The organism is Myxococcus sp. CA023, assembly GCF_010998615.1.
Lineage (GTDB): Bacteria > Myxococcota > Myxococcia > Myxococcales > Myxococcaceae > Myxococcus.
This window is the reverse complement of record NZ_JAAEAH010000105.1, coordinates 1-22949: the sequence shown is the minus strand read 5'-3', so window position 1 is coordinate 22949 and position 22949 is coordinate 1. Positions and strand designations below refer to the sequence as shown.

The 22949-nt window shown below is 68.4% G+C and carries 20 protein-coding genes; 14 read left to right on the top strand and 6 right to left on the bottom strand.

What is annotated here, in order from left to right; all coding sequences use genetic code 11:
• Positions 1-3: 3 nt before the first annotated feature.
• The 3 genes from plsX to pcnB all read left to right on the top strand — a co-directional run bounded on the left by plsX (position 4) and on the right by pcnB (position 4180).
• Positions 4-1041, top strand: coding sequence for a phosphate acyltransferase PlsX (plsX, locus tag F8M74_RS33440; protein WP_090489927.1), 1038 nt, complete (start codon positions 4-6; stop codon positions 1039-1041).
• Positions 1038-2078, top strand: coding sequence for a phosphatase domain-containing protein (locus tag F8M74_RS33435; RefSeq protein ID WP_141257869.1), 1041 nt, complete (start codon positions 1038-1040; stop codon positions 2076-2078). Before plsX ends, F8M74_RS33435 begins: the two co-directional genes overlap by 4 nt.
• A 404-nt stretch (positions 2079-2482) precedes the next feature.
• The gene (gene pcnB, locus F8M74_RS33430; RefSeq protein WP_141257870.1) at positions 2483-4180 is read left to right on the top strand and encodes a polynucleotide adenylyltransferase PcnB; all 1698 of its coding nucleotides are present in this window, start codon (positions 2483-2485) and stop codon (positions 4178-4180) included.
• 132 nt (positions 4181-4312) lie between these two features.
• Here the strand turns inward: pcnB and dinB are convergent, their stop codons facing one another.
• The gene (dinB, locus tag F8M74_RS33425) at positions 4313-5521 is read right to left on the bottom strand and encodes a DNA polymerase IV (protein WP_141257871.1); all 1209 of its coding nucleotides are present in this window, start codon (positions 5519-5521) and stop codon (positions 4313-4315) included.
• A 48-nt stretch (positions 5522-5569) separates the two neighbouring features.
• Here dinB and F8M74_RS33420 point away from each other — a divergent pair, with 48 nt between their 5' ends.
• On the top strand, positions 5570-5983 hold the full coding sequence (locus F8M74_RS33420; protein ID WP_141257872.1) for a secondary thiamine-phosphate synthase enzyme YjbQ: 414 nt from the start codon (positions 5570-5572) through the stop codon (positions 5981-5983).
• A gap of 10 nt (positions 5984-5993) precedes the next feature.
• On the opposite strand, the gene F8M74_RS33415 is transcribed toward F8M74_RS33420, so the two are convergent.
• Positions 5994-6944, bottom strand: coding sequence for an RluA family pseudouridine synthase (locus F8M74_RS33415; RefSeq protein ID WP_141257873.1), 951 nt, complete (start codon positions 6942-6944; stop codon positions 5994-5996).
• The gene (locus F8M74_RS33410; protein WP_141257874.1) at positions 6941-8083 is read right to left on the bottom strand and encodes a serine/threonine-protein kinase; all 1143 of its coding nucleotides are present in this window, start codon (positions 8081-8083) and stop codon (positions 6941-6943) included. The genes F8M74_RS33415 and F8M74_RS33410 overlap by 4 nt, the downstream gene beginning before the upstream one ends.
• 128 nt (positions 8084-8211) lie before the next feature.
• On the opposite strand from F8M74_RS33410, the gene F8M74_RS33405 reads away from it, so the two are divergent.
• Positions 8212-10344, top strand: a complete 2133-nt coding sequence (locus tag F8M74_RS33405) for a protein kinase (RefSeq protein ID WP_141257875.1) — start codon at positions 8212-8214, stop codon at positions 10342-10344.
• Positions 10345-10395: 51 nt separating this feature from the next.
• On the opposite strand, the gene F8M74_RS33400 is transcribed toward F8M74_RS33405, so the two are convergent.
• The 3 genes from F8M74_RS33400 to F8M74_RS33390 all read right to left on the bottom strand — a co-directional run bounded on the left by F8M74_RS33400 (position 10396) and on the right by F8M74_RS33390 (position 14474).
• Complete coding sequence (locus F8M74_RS33400; RefSeq protein ID WP_141257876.1) at positions 10396-12531, bottom strand: putative metal-binding motif-containing protein; 2136 nt, start codon at positions 12529-12531, stop codon at positions 10396-10398.
• On the bottom strand, positions 12528-13382 hold the full coding sequence (locus F8M74_RS33395) for a tetratricopeptide repeat protein (protein WP_228560705.1): 855 nt from the start codon (positions 13380-13382) through the stop codon (positions 12528-12530). The genes F8M74_RS33400 and F8M74_RS33395 overlap by 4 nt, the downstream gene beginning before the upstream one ends.
• A 114-nt stretch (positions 13383-13496) precedes the next feature.
• Positions 13497-14474 carry a YafY family protein gene (locus F8M74_RS33390; protein ID WP_141257878.1) on the bottom strand — a complete coding sequence of 326 codons (978 nt, stop codon included), beginning with the start codon at positions 14472-14474 and terminating at the stop codon, positions 13497-13499.
• Between the two features lie 126 nt (positions 14475-14600).
• On the opposite strand from F8M74_RS33390, the gene F8M74_RS33385 reads away from it, so the two are divergent.
• The 9 genes from F8M74_RS33385 to F8M74_RS33345 form a co-directional block, all read left to right on the top strand.
• On the top strand, positions 14601-15554 hold the full coding sequence (locus F8M74_RS33385) for an SDR family oxidoreductase (protein ID WP_163884672.1): 954 nt from the start codon (positions 14601-14603) through the stop codon (positions 15552-15554).
• Positions 15555-15719: 165 nt separating this feature from the next.
• The gene (gene uppS, locus F8M74_RS33380; protein WP_141257880.1) at positions 15720-16511 is read left to right on the top strand and encodes a polyprenyl diphosphate synthase; all 792 of its coding nucleotides are present in this window, start codon (positions 15720-15722) and stop codon (positions 16509-16511) included.
• Positions 16508-17338 (top strand): phosphatidate cytidylyltransferase, encoded by an 831-nt coding sequence (locus F8M74_RS33375; RefSeq protein ID WP_141257881.1) that lies wholly within the window; start codon positions 16508-16510, stop codon positions 17336-17338. Before uppS ends, F8M74_RS33375 begins: the two co-directional genes overlap by 4 nt.
• Before the next feature lie 84 nt (positions 17339-17422).
• Positions 17423-19054 carry an RIP metalloprotease RseP gene (gene rseP, locus F8M74_RS33370; RefSeq protein ID WP_163884670.1) on the top strand — a complete coding sequence of 544 codons (1632 nt, stop codon included), beginning with the start codon at positions 17423-17425 and terminating at the stop codon, positions 19052-19054.
• 7 nt (positions 19055-19061) lie between these two features.
• Positions 19062-19565, top strand: a complete 504-nt coding sequence (locus F8M74_RS33365) for a septal ring lytic transglycosylase RlpA family protein (RefSeq protein WP_141257883.1) — start codon at positions 19062-19064, stop codon at positions 19563-19565.
• Positions 19566-19576: 11 nt separating this feature from the next.
• The gene (tsaB, locus tag F8M74_RS33360; protein WP_171410428.1) at positions 19577-20314 is read left to right on the top strand and encodes a tRNA (adenosine(37)-N6)-threonylcarbamoyltransferase complex dimerization subunit type 1 TsaB; all 738 of its coding nucleotides are present in this window, start codon (positions 19577-19579) and stop codon (positions 20312-20314) included.
• A 52-nt stretch (positions 20315-20366) separates the two neighbouring features.
• Entirely contained in the window at positions 20367-21401 is a 1035-nt protein-coding gene (locus F8M74_RS33355; protein ID WP_141257885.1) for an aspartate-semialdehyde dehydrogenase, read from the top strand.
• Positions 21402-21526: 125 nt separating this feature from the next.
• Positions 21527-22426 carry an MXAN_2561 family MXYO-CTERM-anchored protein gene (locus tag F8M74_RS33350; RefSeq protein WP_228560707.1) on the top strand — a complete coding sequence of 300 codons (900 nt, stop codon included), beginning with the start codon at positions 21527-21529 and terminating at the stop codon, positions 22424-22426.
• Positions 22423-22949, top strand: a 527-nt coding sequence (locus F8M74_RS33345; RefSeq protein WP_163884668.1) for an MXAN_2562 family outer membrane beta-barrel protein, incomplete at its 3' end; no start/stop codon positions are given. The genes F8M74_RS33350 and F8M74_RS33345, both read left to right, overlap by 4 nt.

The window sequence follows — 22949 nt, the reverse complement described above, 5'->3', positions numbered from 1 at the left end:
GACATGGTGGGGACGCAGCCGCAGCCAGTGACGATTGCCTTCGATGTCATGGGAACGGACCACGGCCCGGCCGAGGTGGTCCGGGGAGCGGCGATGCTGTCGCTCGAGTCCCCCCACATCCACACGCTCCTGGTGGGGGACCGCACCCTCATCGACGACGCGCTGGCGGAGACGAAGCACAACGGCGAGCGCATCTCCGTGCAGCACGCGGCGGACTTCATCGGCATGGACGAGAAGCCCGGCGAGGCGCTGGCGCGCAAGCCGAACGCGTCCGTGGCGGTGGCCGCGCGGCTGGTGGCGGAGGGCGAGGCGCAGGCGCTGGTGTCCGCGGGCAACACGGGCGCGGGCGTGCTGGCGTGTGCCCGGCACTTCCAGCTCATCCCCGGCGTGCGGCGCGCGGCGCTGGCCACGGTGTACCCGACGCGCTCGGTGCGCGGCGCGAAGGGGGACCCGTTCTCCCTCATCCTGGACGTGGGCGCCACGGTGGAGGCCACCGCGGATGACCTGGTGACGTTCGCGGTGATGGGCTCCGCCTACGCGCGCATCATCTCCCAGAACGAGCGCCCCAAGGTGGCGCTCCTGTCCAACGGGATTGAGCCGCAGAAGGGCCCGCCCCGCGTGGTGGAGGCGCATGCCCGCCTGTCGGAGATGAAGGACATCCACTTCATCGGCAACGTGGAGGGCATCGACATCCCGAAGGGCACCGCGGACGTCATCGTCACCGACGGCTTCGTGGGCAACGTCTGCCTGAAGATGCTGGAGGGCGTCCACGACACGGTGGTGGAGCTGGCCCAGTACGCCTACAAGGAGAGCCTGCGGTGGCGCGCGGGGCTCGCGATGCTGTCCAGCGGCATCCAGCGCATCAAGGACATCACCGACTGGAACCAGTACGGCGGGGCCCCCATCCTGGGGTTCGATAAAATCTTCATCAAGGCACACGGGCGTTCGAAGTCGCGGGCCATCGCCAACGCGGGCAAGGTCGCGGCGAAGGTGGTGTCGAACAACCTGGGCGCCGCCATCCGGGAAGGCCTGAAGAAGTGAGCTTGCCGGACCGCATCGACCCGCGTCCGCCCCGGCGCATCTACCGCTGGGATTTGGACAAGACGTACCTCCAGACGGAGTTCGACTCGCTCCGTGACCTGGTGCGGACGGCGTTCCAGAAGGCCCACCAGAAGGTGGCCGTTCCGGGCGCCAGCGCGCTCATCCGCGAGCTGTCGGAGAATGGGGACTCGCGGCTGTGCATCGTCTCCGGCAGTCCGAAGCAGATGCGGGCCGTGCTGGAGGAGAAGCTCAAGCTGGACGGCGTGCGGTGGGACGAGTTCGTCCTCAAGGACAACGTGGGCAACCTGCTGCGCGGCCGCTTCCGGGCCCTGCGCGGGCAGGTGGGCTACAAGCTGCCCGCGATTCTTGAGAGCCGGGTGCACGCGCCGGTGGAGGCGGAGGAAGTCCTCTTCGGTGACGACGCGGAGGCGGACGCGTTCATCTATTCGCTCTTCGCGGACCTGGTGGCGGGCCGCGTGGACGAGCGCGTGCTGTCGCAGGTGCTGGAGGCGGGCGGGGTGTACCCGGATGACGCGCTGCGGGTGCGCGAGGCGTGGAAGAAGATTCCGGTGGGCGACCCGGTGCGCCGCATCTTCATCCACCTGGACAAGCTGACGCCCCCCGCGCACTTCACGCCCTACGGGCCGCGCGTGGTGCCCATCTTCAACTACTTCCAGGCCGCGCTGGTGCTGCTGGCGGACGGCCACCTGACGGCGCCGCAGGTGCTGAAAATCGCAGTGGAGATGGTGCAGACGGCGGGCCACAACATCATCACCCTGTCCAACTCGTTCCAGGACCTGCTGCGGCGCGGGCTGCCGCTCCAGCAGGCGGCGGTGGCGCTGTCCCAGGCGCTGGAGGGACCCAACAAGCTGCTCGCGGCGATGCGGCCCATGCCGGACATCCTGGCCGCCTTCAGCAAGCGCCTGGCCGCGCTGGGCACGCCGCCGCCTCCCCCGCCGGTGCAGGCGGTGGACTATGTATCCCTCATCCACCACGCACTGCCCCGGAACCACAAGGGGCGCACCAAGCCGCAGTAGGGGCAGGCCGCCCGGCTGCCCCCCGGGTGGGCCGGCGTTCCCCTCGTGGGCCGCCCCCAGAACGTTTCCGGCGGACGCTGTGTTGATACAGGACACAGGCCCGCGGCCCCCACGCTTCGCGCGTGCCCTGTCCCCTGGTTGGGAGCAGGAAAGCGGGCGGGGGAGCCCGCTGCCCGGTGACATCCGACAACAATGTCGTCCATCGCTACTCCCTACCCGGAGGATGCGGTATAGACGGCAGGCCTACAAGCGCCCCGATGGGGTGTCCCTGGCTGATGACGCGAGATTTGACTGAGACGCCGCCTGCCGGCGGTCTGCTGCCACCTGCGCCCGAGAATGACGCGCGCGAGGTTGCCTCTTCCGAGGCGGCAGGGACTTCCGAGCGCGGCGAACAAGAGGTTCCCATGAACTCCCAGCTGGAGCTGTCGGCGCACCCTGAAGAGGACAGCGCCTCCAAGCCCGTGGCCGCCGACGAGCAGGCCCCCACTGAAATCCCCTCGATACAAGTCGCCACCCCCGCCGAGCCGCCTCCGGCCCCCGCTTACGCGGATGCCGAGGACGAGGACGACGAGGAAGATGACGACGAGATAGACTCGGCCGAGTCGGGCCTGGACGACGCCGTCCTGGGCGCAGAGGCCGCGCTGGCCGCCGCCGAGGCCGAGGACGCCGCCGAGGCCCGGGGCGAGGACGTCGAGGACGTCCCCATCGTCCTGGAGCCCGAACCGGAGCCGACGCCCGATGAGCGCGCGCTGCACGCGCCCCATGTCCGGCCCACCGGCGAGCCGGCGGAAATCGACCCAGACGAGCTGGACCCGGACGCCCTCAAGGTGGTGCTCCGCCTGCACCAGCACGGCCATCAGGCGTACATGGTGGGCGGCTGCGTGCGTGACCTGCTGCTGGGGCGCAAGCCGAAGGACTTCGACATCGCCACCAGCGCGACGCCGAACGAGGTGCGCGGCATCTTCCGCAACTGCCGTCTGATTGGCCGGCGCTTCCGGCTGGCGCACGTCTACTTCAAAGGCGGGAAGATCATCGAGGTCTCCACCTTCCGTGCGAATCCGACGGAGCTGGAGCACGCGGCCCACGGCGGTGAGGATGAGGGGGACGGTGAGGACCTGCTCATCACCCACGACAACGTCTTCGGCACCGCGCAGCAGGACGCGCGTCGCCGTGACTTCACCATCAACGGCCTGTTCTACGACGTGGCCGAAGGGCGGGTCATCGATTACGTCCGTGGCCGTCGTGACCTGGATGAGCGCTTCATCCGCACCATTGGCGACCCGGAAGTGCGCATGCGCGAGGACCCGGTGCGCATCCTGCGCGCCGTGCGCTTCGCGGCGAAGCTGGAACTGGACATCGAGTCGCGGACGTACGCGGCCATGGAAGGCGCGGTGGAGGACCTGCCCCGCTGCGCGCCCGCGCGCCTGCTGGAGGAGACGTTCCGCCTCATCCGCGGCGGTGTGTCCGCGCCGGCGCTGAAGCTGCTGGACGCGCTGGACGCGCTCAAAATCCTCCTGCCGCCCGTCAACGCGTACCTCAAGCAGCACGGCAAGGAAGGGGAGAAGACGTTCTACGCCTTCGCGGAGTCGCTGGACCGGCGCGTGTCCGCGGGCGAGGCACTGGACGACGCCATCCTCCTGGCGATGTTGCTGATTCCCATCAGCCGTTCGACGGGGCCCGAGGAGTCGCAGGAGGGCCGCCCGTCCGTGTCGCAGGTGGTGGAAGACCTGCTCGCGGGCTTCGTCCAGTCCGCGCGTCTGCCGCGCCGCATCGCCGAGCGCTGCCGCATGCTGCTGCTGGCCCAGCGCACCCTGTCCGGTGAGCGCCGTCGTCGCAGCGCGGCCTTCAAGCGGCACCCGCTCTTCAGCGAGGCCCTCACCGTGTTCGAGATGACAGTGGAGGCCACGGGCGAGAATCGCGAGCAGCTGGAGGCGTGGAAGGCCGGCGAGGTGCCGCCGCCGCGTGCCGCCGCCGCGGAGGGTGAGGAGTCCGACGCGGGAGGCCAGCGCAAGCGCCGTCGCCGTCGCCGTCGCCGCCGTCCCTCGGCAAACGGCTCATCCGGTGAGAGCGCCGGTTCGTCCTCCGAGTCGGGCGACGCCTGACTCAAGGCCGCGTCCGTGAAGTGAGGGCACCGGCTCGTTTTCCGGGTCGGGCGCTGCCTGAGTCGAAGTCTCTACCGTGAGGTGTGGGGGCCGCTCCGCGAACAGGCGTGAGGCCCCACCCGTACCGGGCCCTCAGTCCTTGGGCCCGCCCTTGTCCACCGGGCGCTCGGAGCGGTGTTCGGCGCTGTCGGTGGCCTCGCTGCCGGCGATGTCCGCGGTGGTGATGGCCTTGCTGCCAAACCGCTCGGCAATCTTGTCTAGCGCCGCGTTCAGCTTCGCGGTGCGCGGCGCGGCGGCGGGGAAGAGGCCCAACTGGGGCGGCTCCTCGTCCAACTGCACGCTGACGCCGGTGAGCCGCAGCGGCTTGCCCTGGTGCGACTTGTCCAGCAGCTCCAGCGCCGCGCGGTAGAGCGTCTGCCCGTCATCCGTGGCCTCGCGCAGCGTGGTGCGCCGGGTGATGAGCGTGAAGTCCGCGAACTTCAATTTGAGCTGCACCACGCGGCCCTTCAGCGCCGCCCGCCGCAGCCGCCGGGCCACGCGCAGGGCCTGGGCGTGGACGTGCGGCTTGAGCGCGTCCACCCCCACGAGGTCTTCGTCGAAGGTGTCCTCCGCGCCCACGCTCTTGGCGGCCCGGTCGGGCACCACCTCGCGCGTGTCGATGCCCTGGGACAGCTCCCACAGGTGCCGTCCGCTGGAGCCCAGCCTGTCTTCCAGCCAGTCCAAGTCCCGGGCCGCCACATCGCCAATCGTCTTCAGCCCGGCGAGTCGGAGCGCCTCCTCCGTCTTCGGCCCCACGCCCCACAGGCGCGACACCGGCAGGCCCGCGAGGAAGGCCACTGTCTCCTCGGCGCGCACCTCCCGCTGGCCATTGGGCTTGGCGAGGTCGGAGGCAATCTTCGCCACGAACTTCACCGTGGCCACGCCCGCGGAGGCGGGAAGGTTCAGCTCGTCGGCAATCTCCTTGCGGATGCGCCGGGCGATGTCCGCGGGCGTACCGAAGAGTCCCACCGACGCCGTCACGTCCAGGAAGGCCTCGTCGAGCGACAGCGGCTCGATGAGCGGCGTGTAACGTTCGAAGATGGCGAACACCTGCTCACTGGCCTCGGCATACGCGGCGAAGCGGGGCTTCACGACGAGCGCGTGGGGCGCGGCCTTCGTCGCACGGGCCATGGGCATGGCGCTGCGCACGCCGAAGGGGCGCACCTCGTAGGAGGCGGCGACCACGACACCGCGCTGGGCATGCCCGCCCACGATGAGCGGCTTGCCCCGCAGGGCCGGGTTGTCCCGCTGCTCCACGGACGCATAGAAGGCATCCATGTCCACGTGGATGATGGCTCGCATGGTGTGAGTCACTTTAACGGGGCACTCTGACGCCTGGCGGATCCGGATATGAAGAGCCTGACGGAGTACCTGTGGTTCGAAACCCCGCAGCGGCGGGAGCTGGTCCGTCTCACCGACACCGTGACGGCCCTGGTGCGCAAGAGTGGCATCCAGGAGGGAATGGTCCTCGTCTCCGCCATGCACATCACCGCGGGCGTCTTCGTGAATGACGACGAGCCCGGTCTCCATGAAGACATCTGGGAATGGCTCCAGCACCTGGCGCCCGCCGGTCCCGACTACCGCCACCACCGCACGGGCGAGGACAACGGGGACGCCCACCTCAAGTCACTGCTGGTCCACCACCAGGTCATCATCCCCATCACGGGCGGGAAGTTGGACCTGGGGCCCTGGCAGCAGGTGTTCTACGCCGAGTTCGACGGCCAGCGCCGAAAGCGCGTCATCGTCAAGGTGATGGGCGAATAGTGGAAAGCCCTCAGTCCTGTTGCTCACCGCGGGGGAGGGGCAGGCCACGCCGCTCCAGCTCCGCGCGTAGCTCCGGGGGCAAGGGGCTGTGGACCGTCATGTTCCGCCGCGTCCGCGGGTGCGTCAGGCCCAGGGAGCGGGCGTGCAGGAAGAAGCGGCCCAGCTCCGGGGCCTCGCGTCCGCCGTAGAGGCTGTCGCCGACGATGGGGGCGCCAATGCCCGCGAGGTGCGCGCGCACCTGGTGCAACACGCCGGTGAGAATCTTCACCTCCACCACGCTGAACTCACCCGCGCGCGACAGCACGGTGAACTTCGACACCGCCTCCCGGGCGTCCTCGGCCCCGTAGGGCGCGGGCTCCACGCGGTCCGGATGCCGGGGGTGGTGACGCAGGGGCAGGTCGATGTCGCCCTCGTCCGTCAGGGGCCCTGTCACTAGCGCCAGGTAGCGCTTGTCCACGGCGCGGTTGCCAAAGGCCTCGCGCACGGCGTTCCACGCGTCCCGCGTCCGCGCGGCCACGACGACGCCAGAGGTCTCCACGTCCAGCCGGTGGCACAGGCCACCCTCGCGCGCGTCCAGGGAGGCCTGGGCGCATTCGGGATAGCGGGCCACCAGCGCGTTGGCCACCGTGCCCGTCTCTCCGGACTGCAGGGGGTGGGACGGCCGGCCCGCGGGCTTGTCCACGAACACGAGCGAGTCGTCCTCGTGCAGCACGGTGAGCGGGAAGTCCGCGTCGGGCACGGCCTCGCGAGACTCTTCTTCCACCTCGACGGCGATGTGCTGCCCGGCGGTGAGCGTGAGGCCCTTCTTCGCGGGGCGGCCATTCACCTTCACCGCGCCCGCCTCGAAGAGGCGCTTGAGCCGCGCGCGAGACAGGCCCAGCGCTTCACCAATGAAGAGATCCACCCGCTGGCCCGCCTTGTCGGCGTCCACGGTGAGGGTGTGCAGCTTGGAGGGATTCACTCGGACAGGGCCTCGTAGACTTCCTCGGCCGTCTGGAACCGGTCGTCCGGCTCCTTGCGGATGAGGCGGTGGGCGACGCGCGCGAGCTGCGGGTCCCCGTGAAGGTTCAGCGCCAGCACGGGGGGCGGCTCCGTCTCCAGCACCTGGCGCCAGAGCTCGTGCGGCGTCTTCGCGTCGAAGGGGGGCCGCCCGCTGAGCAGCTCATAGAGGATGACCCCCAGGCTGTACAGGTCGGAGCGTCCATCCAGGGGCTCGCCCAGAATCTGCTCCGGCGCCATGTACCGGTAGGTGCCCACCAGCTTGCCGGCCTCGGTGATGGCCACGTCGTCCGCCAGGAACTTGGCGAGCCCGAAGTCCATCAGCCGCACCTGCCGGTCGTCGTCCACCATGATGTTGGACGGCTTGAGGTCGCGGTGAACCAGGCCGTGGCCGTGGATGTAGGCCAGGGCCTCGCAAATCTGGAGCATGGCGTCCTTGAGACGTCCCATGCGTTCGGGCCGGTTGAGGTCCTCTTCGCGGACCACGCGTCCCGGCTCCTCCTCGGGCTCCGGGATGCGCGGCATGGGGGGCGGCAGGTCGAAGCCCTCCAGCGAATCATCCGAGCCGATACCCACGTGCGGGCTGCCACTGGAGGCGAAGCTCTCCAGGTCCTCGCTGGGGGCCTCCTCCGCGAAGGCCTCCAGGCCGAAGGTGCCGTCATGCGGGCTGTCGTCCGAGTCATCCATCGAATCGGAGAAGCTCCGGCTCAAGGGGCCGAAGTCGTCGTCCGCGGTCCGGAGGATGGACAAGGGGCTGCGCGGCGTGTGGCTGCCCGGAGGGGTTTGCCGGTCGCCGCTGCCCAGGTCGAGGTAGTGGCGGAGGGTGAGGCCCTCGATGAGCTCCATGGCCAGGTACGGCACTCCCTGGTGCACGCCGGACTCGAACACCTTCACGACGTTGGGGTGAGACAGGTCCACGAGTGTGTCGAATTCGCGGGCGAGTCTGCGCGCGGCACGAGCATCCCGTGCGGGGCCGGCTGAAAGCAGCTTCAGCGCGACCTCGTCGGTGGTGCGGCGGTCCAGGGCCCGATAAACGGTTCCTGCCCCGCCACTGCCAAGCGTCTCAAGAACGCGGTAGGGACCGATGACCTTCGGGGGCATGGGATGCCGAAATCCTACGGACCACGTCACGTCAGGGTCAACGCTGACAACGCCTGATTGCTCGACGCTCGGCAGAACTGGCGGCAAGTGGTTTTACTTTTCCGACAAACCTGGGAGAACCCGAGTCAATGCAAATCGGGAAGTACCAGCTGGTGCGAAAGCTTGCGTCAGGCGGCATGGCGGAGGTCTTCCTGGCGAAGGCCGCGGGGCCACGCGGCTTCGAGAAGACGCTTGTGCTCAAGCGCATTCTTCCGCACCTGGCGGAGGACTCGGCCTTTGTAGAGATGTTCCTGGGCGAGGCGCGGCTGGCGGCGCAGCTCGAGCACCCGAACATCGTGCAGATTTTCGACTTCGGTGAGGCCGAGGGCAGCTTCTTCCTGGCCATGGAGTTCATTGACGGCCCGAACCTGCGCAAGCTGGTGAAGCGGGCCGCGGAGGAAGCGCTGCCCCCCGCCTTCTGCGCGAAGGTGGTGGCGGCCGCGGCGGAGGGCCTGGCGTACGCGCACGAGTTCCGTGACGTGGAGACGGGCGAGCCGCTGGGCTTGATTCACCGCGACGTGAGTCCGGACAACATCCTGGTGTCGCGGCAGGGCGCGGTGAAGGTGGTGGACTTCGGCATCGCGAAGGTGGCGGGGCAGGGGCACCGGACACTCACGGGCGTGGTGAAGGGCAAGGTGGCGTACATGCCGCCCGAGCAGCTCCAGGCGAAGGCCATGGATCGGCGGGTGGATGTCTACGCGCTCGGGGTGGTGCTGTACGAACTGCTCACGGGGAAGCGTCCGTTCGATGCGACGACGGACGTGAGCGTGATGCAGGCGATTCTGTTCGAGTCGTTCATCCCGGTGTCGGCGCGGCGGCCGGATGTGCCCGTGGCGTTGCAGCAGGTGCTCGACAAGGCGCTGGCGAAGGACCGGGAGCGGCGGTACGCGGACTGCCGGGCGTTGCAGGACGACCTGGAGCGGTTCGTGTTGTCGACGGGCGAGCCGGTGGGCGCGTATCAGATTGCCCAGCGCATCGCGCAGTGGGTGCCGGAGGTGGCTGCGGCTCCAGCGATGACGCCGTCGCAGGGGGGCCGCAAGGGGGCCGTTGCGCCGCAAGCGAAGTCGGATGCCCGGAGCGCGTCCATGGTGTCGCCGGCGGTGGATTCGACCTCGCCGACGACGCCGATGCCCCGGTCGCTCGTCGCTCCCGTGGAGGTGCCGGCGGATTCGACTTCTCCGACGACGCCCATGCCGATTGCCATCGGTGGCGTGGTGCGGGCGCTGGAGCCGCGTTCCTCCCCGCAGCAGGACACGCTTCAGTCGTACCCGGTGGTCGTGAAGACGCCCGCGCTCCGGGCGGATGCGTCAGCGCGTGGAACGTCCCGGCCAAGGGCGCAGTCCCGGGCCTCGGGGGTGAAGGTACAGGCGCCGCATGCGCGTGACGAAGACGCGGTGGCGATGGCGGCTGCTTCATCGCCGCCGCCAGGAGGGGCTTCACTGGCGTCTACGACTCCCGAGGATGCGGACGACGCCGTGCATACGCGGAGCACGGAGTACGCCGCGACGGTGCCGCCAGGGCGGCCAGGAGGGCGGATTGCCGTCATCGTCGGGGCCGTGGTCGCGCTGTCGGTGGGCGGCGCTGTCACCGTGATGCACGGCGATGATTCAGAGGTCTCGCCGGTTCATGTGAATCCGCCGCCGCTCACGCAGTTGCCGCGCGAGCCTGCGGCGCCGAGCCAAGGCGGCAGGAACGTGCCGCAGGCGAAACCGGCCGCGAACGTGAATGCGGGGGCTCGGGATTCGAATGACAGGGCACAAGCGAAGCCGCAGGTTTCGGCGGACGTCCCCGTGGTGCCGCAGGAACCGCGCGTCGAACGGGATGCCACCACGCCCGAAGCAGGGCCTCCCACTGTGAAGGATGCTCCGCCTGAGAACGGCGGAGCGGCTTCGAAGGAGGGGAGCGCTGTCGTGGCCAAGCATGAGCCCGCGAAGGCGTCTGGGGAGCCAGAGCCGAATCCATCGCGGGCTCGTGAAAGGGCGCCGACTCAGAAGGTGGCGCCTGTCGCAAAGGGGCGTCTGGAGTTCCGCATCCGTCCATATGCCGTGGTGTCGTTGGACGGGAATGTCCTGGGCCAGACTCCGTTCGCCGCGGTTGAGGTGCCGGAGGGGCGACACACCGTCCGGCTCGTCAACAAGGAACTGGGCAAGGACGTGACCCGGACCGTTGATGTGAAGGCGGGCCAGGCCAATGTGTTCAAGCTCAATCTCGAAGCGGAGTGAGCCGCGCCCGCACCGAGGCCACCTGATGTGTGGCCTCGGTGGTGGGGCTTGCTATTGAGGCCAGTGGAGAATCTGTCCGTTGTCTCCCGCGACCCAGAGGTCTGCGGGGCTCGTGCCTGCGATGTCGTTGAGGCTAAGGCTTGAGTTATCGAAGACGATCTGCCACCCCGTGCCGTCGTACCGGTAGATGCGCCCGCTACGCGCGGTGACGTAGACCGACTTCGCACCGAATGCGACGACGGAGGTCAGTGTCTCGTTGTGCGTGTTGGGGAATGGCATCCGGCTCCAGGTGCTGCCGTCCCACTGGAGGACTGAGTTCTGGCCGGTCAGGTATTCACCCACTGCGAAGGCGACACGGTCGTTCACCACCCAGACTCCACGGAGGCGGCCCATGCCTGCGATGGTTGTCTCTATCGCTTCCGATTGCCACTGCACGGTGTTTGGGTTGAAGCGGTAGATGCGACCCCTGTTGCCCCCATAGTCGAAGCCACCAACCGCGAATAGCGCTGACCTGGTACGGCCGTGGACGTCGTATAGCGACGAGACAGTGGTCATTCCAAATCGTAGCGCAATCGAGCCACTCCCTCCGGTCCAGATGAAGGTCAGACCGTTTCCGGAGGTGCCAGAGGTTGATGTAACGCCATGAATCTCCAAGACACCTTCATGTCGAATGCCGACGAGTCCCTTCCCCTCCCGTCCCATGGCGTGCGTCTCGGTGCAGGCATTTTGTAGCCTGTCCAGGAAGGTGAGGCTTCCTCCCGACGAGCCGAGGTAGAGGCGGCCCTGGTTGGCCATGTCCGCCCAGACGGCATTCCAGCCCCTGTTGCTGTCGCCGCAGTTGGTCGCGTTGGTCTGGAACGTGGATGAGGACGGCGTCAGTATCGCGGTCCCTCCCTGGTTCCCTGAGACAGTCACATCGCCAGGGAGGCCAGTGAAGATGGAGCGCCACTCCTGACCGCTCGCGCCCACAGTCCGGGCCACCCAACTGGCACCGCCGCTCGGACAGACCTCGGGGCCTTCGACATTCCCGTCGCAGTTGTTGTCCAGGCCGTCGCACAGCTCCGGCGCGCCAGGGTAGGTGAACGGGTTGCCGTCGTTGCAGTCGCCACCGGTGGTGACGTAGTCCGTGCTAGGCGGGACGCAGGACGACACGGCCGTGCCAACACCAGAGCCATCCCCGTCGTCATCCAGGTACCAGTCGTTGGGCGTCGTCGTGGCCTGGCAGGTGGTGGCGATGCCCGAGGCGTCGCAGACATAGACGCCGGGGCACTGGGCGGTCGCGGTGCACGCCGTGCCGAGGTCGGAGAACGTCTCGTCAATCTGGTCGTTGCAGTTGTCGTCGACGCCGTTGCAGAGCTCCGTCGCACCTGGCCGGATGCTGGCGTTGTTGTCGTTGCAGTCGTTCGCGGGACCCGTGACATAGCCCTGCGGGATACCGGCGCAGAAGGCGACGGGAGCGGCGTTCCGGTCGCCGAGTCCGTCCTGGTCCGCGTCGGGGTAGGCATACGCGGCCAGCGGCATGTCGCAGAGGACCTCGCCGTTCCCACCGCACGCACGGACGCCCTCACAGCCTTCGCCCTCCGTGCAGCTCTGGCCCAGGCGCAATTCCACCATGTCCGACTGGCCGTTGCAGTTGTCGTCGACGTCGTTGCAAAGCTCGGTTGCGCCCGGGTGGATGCTCGCGTTGTTGTCGTTGCAGTCCGTTCCGTCCGTGAGCAGGGAGACGTACCCATCGCCGTCCGCGTCCGTTGCTTGGAGCGACAGCGTCACTGTCTCGGCTTTCCCCGTTTTGGGGCTCACGCGTATCGAACGCGTCATCACGGGTGTCGCCTCGCAGTTCTGCTCAAATGCACGTGCCTCCACTTGGACGGAGTCGCCCCAACCGCTCGGCGCAAACACACTGACGACGAGGGACCCTCCTGAGCGGTCGCCCTTGCCGGCAATCTCGACGGCGGACGTTTTTCCACTGGCTTCGTCCTTGGCACTGACAAACACGCAGCCAGGAAGGAACCCTGAGTAGTCGACCGACACTTTGAAGGCTCTGCACGTCGGCTTGTCACCCAGGAATGCGTCGACGGAGTCGCCCATGAGGTCGTTGATGTCACACGGGTGGAGTTCGTCGAGGCTGGGCACGGTGCAGGCCATGCCGGACAGAAGAGCCAGGCACGCCAGATAGATGCGGTTCATCGTGCCTCCCTCTGCGCCGTGGCTTCGTCACCCAGGAAGTAGGTGATGACCGCTCCCGCCGCCGCTGTCGCCGCGACACCGAACAAGATGTTGGCGCCGAGCGCCTTGCCGCGCGCCGCGTCCAGATGTCCCATCTGCTCATCGACACTGAAGGTGTTTCGCGCGCTCTGGATGTCGCTCCGGGAGCGCAGGCCGAAGTAGCTCCCCAGGCCACCCGCGAGCACTCCAGCTCCAAGCAAGGCCACGGGGAGGGGGCGGATGCGGAGGCCCGTTGACTCATGTGCCATGAGTTCGGGCTCGGCGCTGGTGATGAGTGAAGCGGTTGGCGCAGCAGGTGATGGTGTAGCGACGGCCGACGCAGTTCCCTCGGGTTCGAGGACGGGGCGGTCCTGCGAAGGGGCGGGCGGTGGCTCGACGGGGGCCGAAGCCACGCGTTCGCTCTGGAGCTTCTTGCGTACGTCGTCGAAGTCCCGAGCCACCTTGGGAGAGACCCTGACGGGAAGCTGGGAGTCTGGTTGAAGTGACAGGGCTTCGCGGAATGCGCGTAGGGACTGTGCTCGTCTCCCGAGATCGGCGAGGACGATGGCTTCGTACATCGCGGCGTCTGCCCGTTCGTCATCCGTCGTGGCCAGTGCCTTGGCCTGGGTGAGTGTCTTCAGCGCCTGCTCGTACTCAAGTTCCTCATAGAGCTGCGCTGCCGCCTTCAGTCGTGCGCGAAACGAGGAGTCGCGAGCGCTGGATTGCGCGGCCTTGGCCGTCACGGTTTGCCCGAACGCCAGTCCAGGTAGCAGAAGCGTGAAGCTCAGCACCCATACCTGGATCGGTGCTTTCTTGAGAATGGAGCTTTCCATGAATGGCAAAGCTACCACGCTCGTTCTTTTGTCTAAGAAAGGGTGTGCAAATTGCTGTGCCCGCGTAGTCCCTGCGAGGCTTTCCCAACAGCGCAAGCTTCGCCTGGCCGTGCGTCAAGGAGTGGTACTGCGATGCGTGTCGAGGATGCCCGCCGCCAGTTTCAGGAGCTTCGTTCGCAGTGCTTCCGGGGCGAGCACCTCGAAACCCGATCCGACGTCGCAGAGCTGGCTGAAGGCAATCGCTTCGCGCTCGAAGTCCACGACCACTGTCTTGCGTCCATCCGCTGCGAGCGGCGCGGAATCCAACCGTGCACCCTCCGCTCGCGGCCGAATCTTCCGCAGCGCCTCCAGCGCCTCCTCCGTCAATCGCAGCGTGACTTCGTATTGCGCGCGCTTCTCCGCGAAGCGTGAGCACCACGCCTTCCAGAACGCGGGCAGGTCGAAGCGCGCCGGCCGGATGAAGGTCTCCGGGCGTATCCGTGCACCTTCCACACGCGAGCCTCGATACACACGCGGTTCATCCTCGCCCCCGCTCGCGACGAGGTACCAACGGTCCGCCTTGATGACGAGCGCGTACGGGTCCACCACCTTGCGGCTCGGCTTGCCTTCGAAGTCTCGGTACGTCAGCGACACGCGCCGGTCCTGCCAGACCGCGTCGCGCAGTGTCGCCAGATGAGGCACGGCCTCGCGTTCTGGAAACCACGAGGACGCATCCACGTGAAGCCGCTGGCGTGCGTACTCCAGCGCGGGTTGCTGGAGTGCGGGCAGGGAGGCCGCCATCTTCACCAGGCCCGAACGCAGCGCCGACGTCAGGCCCAAGTCATCCAGGGCCCCCGGTGCCGCCACGGCCGCCAGTGCATGCAGCTCCGCCCGGGTGAAGCCCGTGAGTTGGGTACGCCAGCCTTCCATCAACGCCACGCCGCCCGCGGCGCCTCGGGTGGCGTACACGGGCACGCCCGCGCCGGAGAGCGCGTCGAGGTCCCGGTGGATGGTCCGTTCGGAGACCTCGAGCTCCCTTGCCAGCTCGCCCGCCGTCATCTTCGGGCGTGTCTGGAGGAGCAGCGTCAAACTGACGAGTCGGTCGGCGCGCATGGGCAGGTTCCAGTGCGAAGTCTAGGCGGGGAATCATGACAGGAGATGTCAGGATTCCCTGCCTAGGGTGCGAACACGAACCCACTGCGGTCCACGGTCGCCCGTGGGCTTGGAGGAGTGCCCGCCATGAAGCCACTCGAAGGACGTGTCGCCCTGGTCGCTGGAGCCACCCGAGGCGCGGGGCGCGGCATCGCCACCATGTTGGGAGAGGCGGGCGCCACCGTGTACTGCACCGGGCGCAGCGTGCGAGGACGGCCCGCGACGGGCTCGCGTCCGGAGACCATCGAGGAGACCGCCGAAATCGTTGACGCCAAGGGTGGCCGGGGCATCGCCGTCCGCGTGGACCACTCCGTCGAATCGGAGGTCGAAGCCCTTTGCGCGCGCATCCAGCGGGAGCAGGGGCGGCTCGACATCCTGGTGAACGACATCTGGGGCGGCGACGGACTCACCGAGTTCGGCCCGGCGTTCTGGAAACAGTCCGCCGCGAAGGGACAGCAGATGTTCGAGCGCGCTGTCTTCACGCACCTCCTCACCAGCCGCCACGCCGTGCCGCTCATGCTGGGCGGTGAGCGGGGGCTTATCGTCGAAATCACGGATGGGGACTCGTTCGGCTACCGCGGCAACCTCTGGTACGACCTGGTGAAGATGTCCGTCATCCGGCTCGCCTTCGGGATGTCCCGGGAGCTGCGCCGCACGAAGGCCACCGCGCTGGCGCTGACGCCCGGCTTCCTCCGCTCCGAGGAGATGCTGGAGAACTTCGGCGTCACGGAAGCGAACTGGCGCGATGGCGCGGCGAAGGATCCGCACTTCATCGCCTCGGAGAGCCCCTTCTACGTGGGCCGGGCGGTGGCGGCGCTCGCGGCGGATCCGAACGTGGGCGCCAAGGCCGGCCGCGTCTTCAGCTCCTGGGCCCTGGCCCGCGAGTACGGTTTCACGGACGCCGACGGCTCCCAGCCGCATTGGGGCGACTACTTCGCGCGCGCCTTCGGCAGGCCGTACCAGGTCGCGGACGAGGACGCCTACACGTCCTGGCGCGACGGCCCCATGGAGATTGCCAGCCCGGATTGGCCCCTGGGCTGAGAGGCCACCGAGTGAATGGTTGCCTACCTATGCCTACATGATCCATGCACTCTGACGGGGAGCGGCCACCCACCGCCACCGGGCGACCAGTCAGGGGCCGACCGTGACGGTTGGGGCACGCGCCCGTGGACGGCGCGCGGCGGCATCGCTAGGGTGCGCGGCTTCATGGAACGCCCTTCAGTGATTTCCACCCTGGAACAAGCCGTCAAGGCCCGGCCGATGCCGCGCCACGTGGGCATCATCATGGACGGCAACGGGCGATGGGCGGAGTCCCGAGGGCTGCCCCGGCTGGAGGGGCACCGGGAGGCGACGTCGAGTGTGCGTGAAGTGACGCGCACCGCGCGCCGCCTGGGCATCCAGGCGCTGACGCTCTACGCGTTCTCGTCGCAGAACTGGGCGCGTCCGGCGGAAGAGGTCGCCGGATTGATGGACCTGCTCCGGGAGTATCTGGAGCTCGAGCGCTCCGAAATCCTGGACAACGGCATCCGCCTCAACGCCATTGGAGACGTGGACCGGCTGCCGCGCTACGTGCGCGATCCGCTGGACCGGCTCCGGGCCGACTCCGCGCACAACACCGGCATGGTGCTGTCGCTGGCGTTGTCCTACGGCGGGCGGGAGGAAATCCTCCACGCGGCGCGGCGGCTGGCCGAGGCCGTGGAGCGTGGTGAGCTGGCGGCGGGACGGTTGGAGGAGAGCGACTTCGAGCAGTTCCTCTGGACGCAGGGACTGCCCCCGTTGGACCTGATGGTGAGGACCAGCGGGGAGCTGCGCGTGTCCAACTTCCTGCTCTGGCAGATGGCGTACGCGGAGATGTGCTTCACCGACGCCTTGTGGCCGGACTTCCGTACTGACGAGTTCCTCCGCTGCGTGTCGCAGTACCAGCAGCGTGAGCGCCGCTTCGGCCTCACGTCCGCACAGGTGCAGCGGGAGGACGCTCCTCAGCAGGCCAAGGCGTGAACGACAAGAACCGAAACCTCGTCATCCGCGTCGTCTCCGCGGTGACACTGCTGCCGCTGGTCCTCCTGCTGTTGATCCTCGGTGGCTACTGGAGCGCGGCCCTGTTGGGCGCCGCCGCCGCCGCGTGCGTGGGTGAGTACTACCTCATCGTCCAGAAGCGCCTGACGGTGGCTTCCTGGGTCGGAATGGCCTTCGCCGCGGTGCTGCCCTTCCTGCCGTTGCGGGACGCGGCGCGCACGGGTGAGACGGCCTTCTGGCTCACCATCGTCTTCGCGTTCTTCGCGTGGATCTACCACCTCTTCAAGGGGCCGTTGGCGGAGGCGCCCACTCGCACGGCGCATCTGGTCAACGGCTTCCTCTACGGCGCGGTGGGCCTCACGGCCGTGTCCGCGCTGCGCTTGTTGCCCGACCACGGCATGGCCTGGGTCATCTGCGCGCTGGTCATCACCTGGGCCAATGACACCGCCGCCTACTTCTTCGGGCGGTTCCTGGGGAAGCACAAGCTCTACCCGGAGGTGAGCCCCAACAAGACGTGGGAGGGCTTCTTCGGGGGCATGCTGGGCTCGGTGGGCGGTATGTTCATTGCCCGGCAGTTCTTCTTCCCGGTGTTCACGGTGTGGGACTGCGTGCTGCTGGGTGTCGCCGGCGGTATCCTGGGGCCGGTGGGCGACCTGTGTGAGTCCATGCTGAAGCGGGCCTACGGGGTGAAGGACTCGGGCTTCCTCATCCCCGGGCACGGTGGTGTGTTGGATCGCATCGACGCGCTCCTGTTCAACGCACCCCTGGTGTTCGTCTACGTGCAGTTCGTCCGGGGCCTGCTGCCCTAGGGACCGCTCTTTCCGGCTGCCCGTCTGCTCGGCGGGCCCGGTTGCGCGTTGTCCGCCTGGGCGCCCACGATTACTGTTGCGCCCATGCTCCAAAACATCGGGTTCTTCGTCATTCTGCTCGGCGTGCTCGTCACGGTGCACGAGCTTGGCCACTTCCTGGTGGCGAAGGCCTGTGGTGTGAAGGTCCTGAAGTTCTCCATCGGCTTCGGACCCAAGTTGATCGGCTTCACCAAGGGCGAGACGGAGTACCAGATTGCCCTGCTGCCGCTGGGCGGCTACGTGAAGATGGCGGGGGACATGCCCCACGAGGAGCTCAGCCCGGAGGAGGCCAGCCGGGGCTTCCTGGCGCAGCCCCCATGGAAGCGCGGCCTCATCGTCCTGGCGGGGCCGGCCTTCAACCTCATCTTCCCCATCCTCGTCTATTTCTTCGTCTTCCTGGGCCCGCACCAGGCCACCTCCACCTACGTGGGAACGGTGAGCGAGGGCATGCCCGCGCAGGCCGCCGGCATCCGCCCTGGAGACCGCATCCTGTCCGTGGATGGCGAGCCGGTGCGCACGTTCAACGACATGCGGGAGGCGTTCGTCGGCCGCTTCGAGCGGCCCGTCCCCATCGTCCTGGAGCGCAACGGACAGAAGCTGACGCTGGACGTGACGCCCACGAAGAACGTGGAGACGTCCCCCATCGACACGGTGGAGCGCGGCTCCATTGGCGTGGAGGCCGTGTCGAAGCCGCCCATCGTCGGCGTGCCGCCGGGCTCGGTGGCGGAGCAGGCCGGACTGCGGACCTTCGACCGCATCCTGGCCGTCAACGGCGTGAGCGTGGAGACGGAAGCGCGCTTCCAGCAGGAACTGGACAAGCACGCGGAGGGCACACCTCTGGAGCTCACTCTCCGGCGCATGGACTCCGTGGCGGCGGGCGTCGTGACGGGGCGGGTGCCCTCCGTGCTGAAGCTCACCGTGCCGAAGCAGCCGGGCGTGGGGCTGGCGACGGTGGGCGCGGAGACGTCCGACCTGTACCTGGCCACCGTGGCGCCGGGGAGCGCGGCCGAGAAGGGCGGCCTGCGGCCCGGAGACCGCATCATCGCCCTGGATGGCGAGAAGCCGGAGTCCTTCGTCAAGTTCTCCTCGAAGCTGAACGCCCTGAAGGATCGTTCCTTCCAGCTGACGTGGCGGGGGGCGGGCGGCGAGCGCACGGAGACGCTGGCGCAGGCGCCGCTGAAGACGGAGGACGAGATGGGCACGGCGAGCTCGCCCATCGTCCTGGGCGTGCGCAACTGGGTGCTCTCCGCGGCGGACATGCCGGTGCTGGACGAGGTGACGGTGCATCTGGGGCCGGGCGCCGCGCTGAAGCAGGCCGCGCTCATCGTCCCGAAGATTGTCGGGCAGATGGTGCGGGTCCTCGGCGGGCTGCTGGTGGGCTCGGTGCCGATGAACACCGTGGGCGGCCCCATCATGATGTACCAGTTGGCGTCGAAGAGCGCCGAGCAGGGCCTGGACAGCTTCCTCCACCTGATGGCGCTCATCTCCATCAACCTGGGGGTGATGAACCTGTTGCCCATCCCCGTGCTGGACGGCTTCCACCTGCTTTCCGCCGCCTGGGAGGGAATTCGCCGTCGCCCCATCCCTGTTCGCGTCCGCGAGGTGGCCAACATGGTGGGGCTCGCGCTGCTCGTCCTGCTGATGCTGTTGGCAGTGACCAACGACATCACCCGCTAGAGGACGCATGCGAGGAATCGCCGTTGCCGGACTGCTCTGCTTGGGCTTCACCTCCGCGTGCGCCTCGCGCGCGGCCAGGCCCGACCCGGTGGAGGAACCCGTCCGCCCGTCGAAGTCGCCGAAGTCCCGCGGTGCTACGCCCGGAGTGGCGCGGCGCGAACAGATGCCGCGCTCGTACCTGGGCGAAGGGTTGGCCTCGTTCTATGGCCCCGGCCTGCACGGGCGGCCCACCGCGAGCGGGGAGCGCTTCGACCAGGAGGCGATGACGGCCGCGCACCGCAAGCTGCGCTTCGGCTCGTGCCTGCGCGTGGTGAACATGGAGAACGGGCGCGCGGTGAAGGTGCGCGTGAATGACCGGGGGCCCTTCATCGACGGGCGCATCGTGGACCTGTCCAAGGGCGCTGCCCGGAAGCTGGACATGCTGGACAAGGGCGTGGTGCGCGTCCGGCTGTACCGCTGCGAGGACCGGGTGTCGGAGATTCCGCAGGCAATGTGGGCCGCGCCGGTGTAGTGAGCCGTCCCATGTTTCTCTCGCTGGACACCTCGACGTTGACGTTGTCGCTGGCCCTGGTGGAGCGAGCGCCGGATGGCGCGTTGCGCACGCTGGAGCACGTGGTGGTGGGTCCGCCGCGGAAGCAGAGCGAGCTGCTGCCCGGCATCGTCGGGGAGCTGCTCGAACGTCACGGCGCCACGCTGCCCGCCCTGGAGGGGCTGGTGGTGGGCCTGGGGCCGGGCTCCTTCACGGGGCTGCGCATCGGCCTGGCGACGGTGAAGTCGCTGGCCTACGCGACGAAGCTGAAGGTGGCCGGGGCCTCGTCGCTGGCGGCGGTGGCGCTGGAGGGCCCCGAGGGCGTGCCGCTGTACTGCCTGGCGGTGGCGCGCAAGGACGACCTGTACCTGGGGGCCTACGTGCGTCAGGGCGGGACCGTGGAGCCGCTGGAGCCGGAGACGGCCATGTCACCCGCGGAGGTGGCCGCGCGCATGGCCGCCGAGCCCCGGGCCGTGGCGCTGGGGCCCGCGCTGGTGGACTACCGCGCCGCCCTGGAGTCGCAGGGCGTGGCGTCACACCGGCTGCTGGCGGCGCCGACCTTCCCGTCGGCGGTGGCGCTGGCGCAGCTGGCGCGCTTTCCGGAAGAGCAGTCGCTGGAGGCGCTCTTCGCCATGGAGCCGCACTACGTGCGGGCCTCGGAGCCGGAGCGCAACCCGAAGTTCCCGCCGCTGCCCGGGCCGGCGCCCACCGCACGGTTGAAGGAAGACTGAGCCGCTTCGTGGTGCTCGCGCTCCCGGCCTCCGGTGGCGTAAAGGACGCGCCATGAGAGACGACTTGACGATTGGCGTGGTGGGCGCGACGGGCGTGGTGGGCCGCGAGGTGCTCGCCGCGCTGTACGCGCAGGACGTGCCCGCCGAACAGGTGCGCGCCTTCGGCTCCGAGCGCTCCAAGGGCATGGAGGTGGAGTACGGCGAGGACTCGCTCGAGGTGGAGCAGGCGACGCCGGACGCCTTCCGGGGCGTGAAGCTGGTGCTGCTGGCCACGCCCGCCGAGGCCTCTCGCACGCTGGCTCCGGCCGCGCAGGCCGCGGGCGCGTGGGTGGTGGACGCCAGCAGTGCCTACCGAAGTGACGGCAACGTCCCCATGGTGCTGCCGGGCTTCAACACGGATGTGCTGGGCGCGGGCTTCACCTTCAAGGGCCGCATCGTGTGTCTGCCGGGGGCGGTGACGACCGCCGCGGTGCACGTGGTGGAGCCGCTGCGGAAGGCCTTCGGCGTGGCGCGCGCGCAGGTGACGGCGCTGATGGCGGCGTCCAGCGCGGGTGTGCGCGGTGTGGCGGAGCTGGAGAAGCAGACGGCGGACCTGCTGTCGGGCCGCGAGCCGGAGCCGCACGCCTTTCCCCACCGCGTGGGGTTCAACCTGGTGCCCCAGGTAGGCGGCTTCATGGTGAATTCACCCTGGACGGAGGAGGAGGGCGGCTGGACGCTGGAGGCGGCCCGGCTGTTCTCGTCCAAGGGGGATGTGCCCGTCATCGCCGGGACGGCGGTACAGGTGCCTACCTTCTACGGCCATGGCCTCACCCTCAACGTGCAGCTCAAGAAGGCGGGCCCGGTGGAGCAGGTGCGCGCGGCCCTCAAGACGTCCGGGGCCTTGAAGGTGCTGGATGTGCCCGGTGAGCGTGTGTACCCCATGCCCATGCTCGTCACGTCCGACCCGGCGGTCCATGTGGGCCGGGTGCGCGCATTCCCCCAGGCGCCGGAGTGGGTGACGCTCTTCGCCTCGGTGGACAACGCCAGCCGGGGCGCCGCCCTCAACCTGGTGGAAGCCGGACTCCGCCTGGCCGAGCGCCCCGCCTGACAATTTGGCAAAGCCTCCGTGGCCGTCCTGCCTGTTTGGCGCGGCGGGACGGCCCTCCTGGAGTGATGCCCAGCGGACGGGAAGGCGTTTCATGTGGCCTCCCGCTTGCTAGCCTGGGCGTACCCATGCGCCTCACTCTCGTTGGCCTCTTGCTCTTCGCGTCGACTGCCCAGGGGCAGACCGTGACGTTTTCAGCCTCGGCCGAAATCCTCCAGAACGATCAGATTGTCGTCTCCCAGGAGAACTGCGGCTTGGACCGCACGGTCAACTGGACGCGTGTCGCCGGCAATTGCGATGTGCTCCACCTCTGGCTCTCGAACGAATCGAGTTGCACGGGGACGCCAGGGGCGGGCGACCTGTCTCTCGACGATATCCCGGTAAATGATACTCGGCTGACGGGGACGGTGACCTTCAACGCGTCCGAGGCGCTGGTGGCGGACGGCGCCAAGTGCGAGTCACAGACGTCAACCAAGACGTTCCGGCTCTGCGCCACGACCAAGCGGCTGGGGACTTTGGGCGGTTGCGACGACTCGTTCGTTTCGGTTGGGACGCCCTCCATCAGCTTCATCTATGACCCGGAGCCCCCTGCGGTGCCGGAGACTCCGAGCGTCACGGGGCTGGATGCCGCGCTGAGTGTCTCTGTCAAGGTGCCGAGCGATGCGGTGTCGATGGAGGTGCAAGTCCTTCGGTCCGTTCCGGGCGAGGACGGTGGTGTGGGCGCGGGTGAAGTGGTTTCGAAGAAGCGGCAGGTTTCGTCGAACGCGGTCTTCCGCATGGATCAAGGGCTTGAGAACGGCGTCGAGTATGCCGTCCAGGCGATTGCCATCGACAGGGCGGGTAACCAAAGCGAACCTTCGCCCACGGCGACAGGGACGCCCGTTGCGAGCAACGGGTTCTACCAAGGGTACCTCGGAGCTGGCGGCGCGGAGACGGGTGGCTGCGCCGCGGCGGGTGGTGGCATCACGGGATGCGCGATGCTGGCGTCCCTCGGAGTCTGGCTGTCGTCGAGGAGGAAGCGGTCATGAGTCGGGCATCGGCCCTGGGAGTCGTGGCGCTGCTCGCCACGCTGCCCGCCTGGGGGCAGGACACGGTAGTGGTGGAGGAGGAAGTCTCGCTGCGCTCGCCACGTTCGGGCGGCATTCAATTCCGCATGGGTGGCTACAAGCCCCTCATCGACGAAGAGCCCGGCCTCACTGGTACGCCGTACCAGGACTACTTTGGCGGCGAGTCGCTGCTGACGTTCGAGGTAGAGCTCCAGCGCTACTTCTACCAGGGCGTGGGTACGGCGGGCGTGGGCTTCTCCGCGGGCTACGGCGAGAAGTACGGAACGGCGAAGCTGGCCTCCGGTGCGGACGCCGCGGAGCGTACTGCGCTGCGTCTGATTCCCCTGAGCCTCAACGCCTTCTACAAGTTCGACTACGCCGCCTTCGAGTGGGGCATCCCGCTGGTGCCTTACGGCAAGCTGGGGCTTATCTACACGCCGTGGTGGATCCTCAAGGGTACGGGCACTGAGGCCGTGGGGGGCAAGCGGGGCTCGGGCGGCAAGTG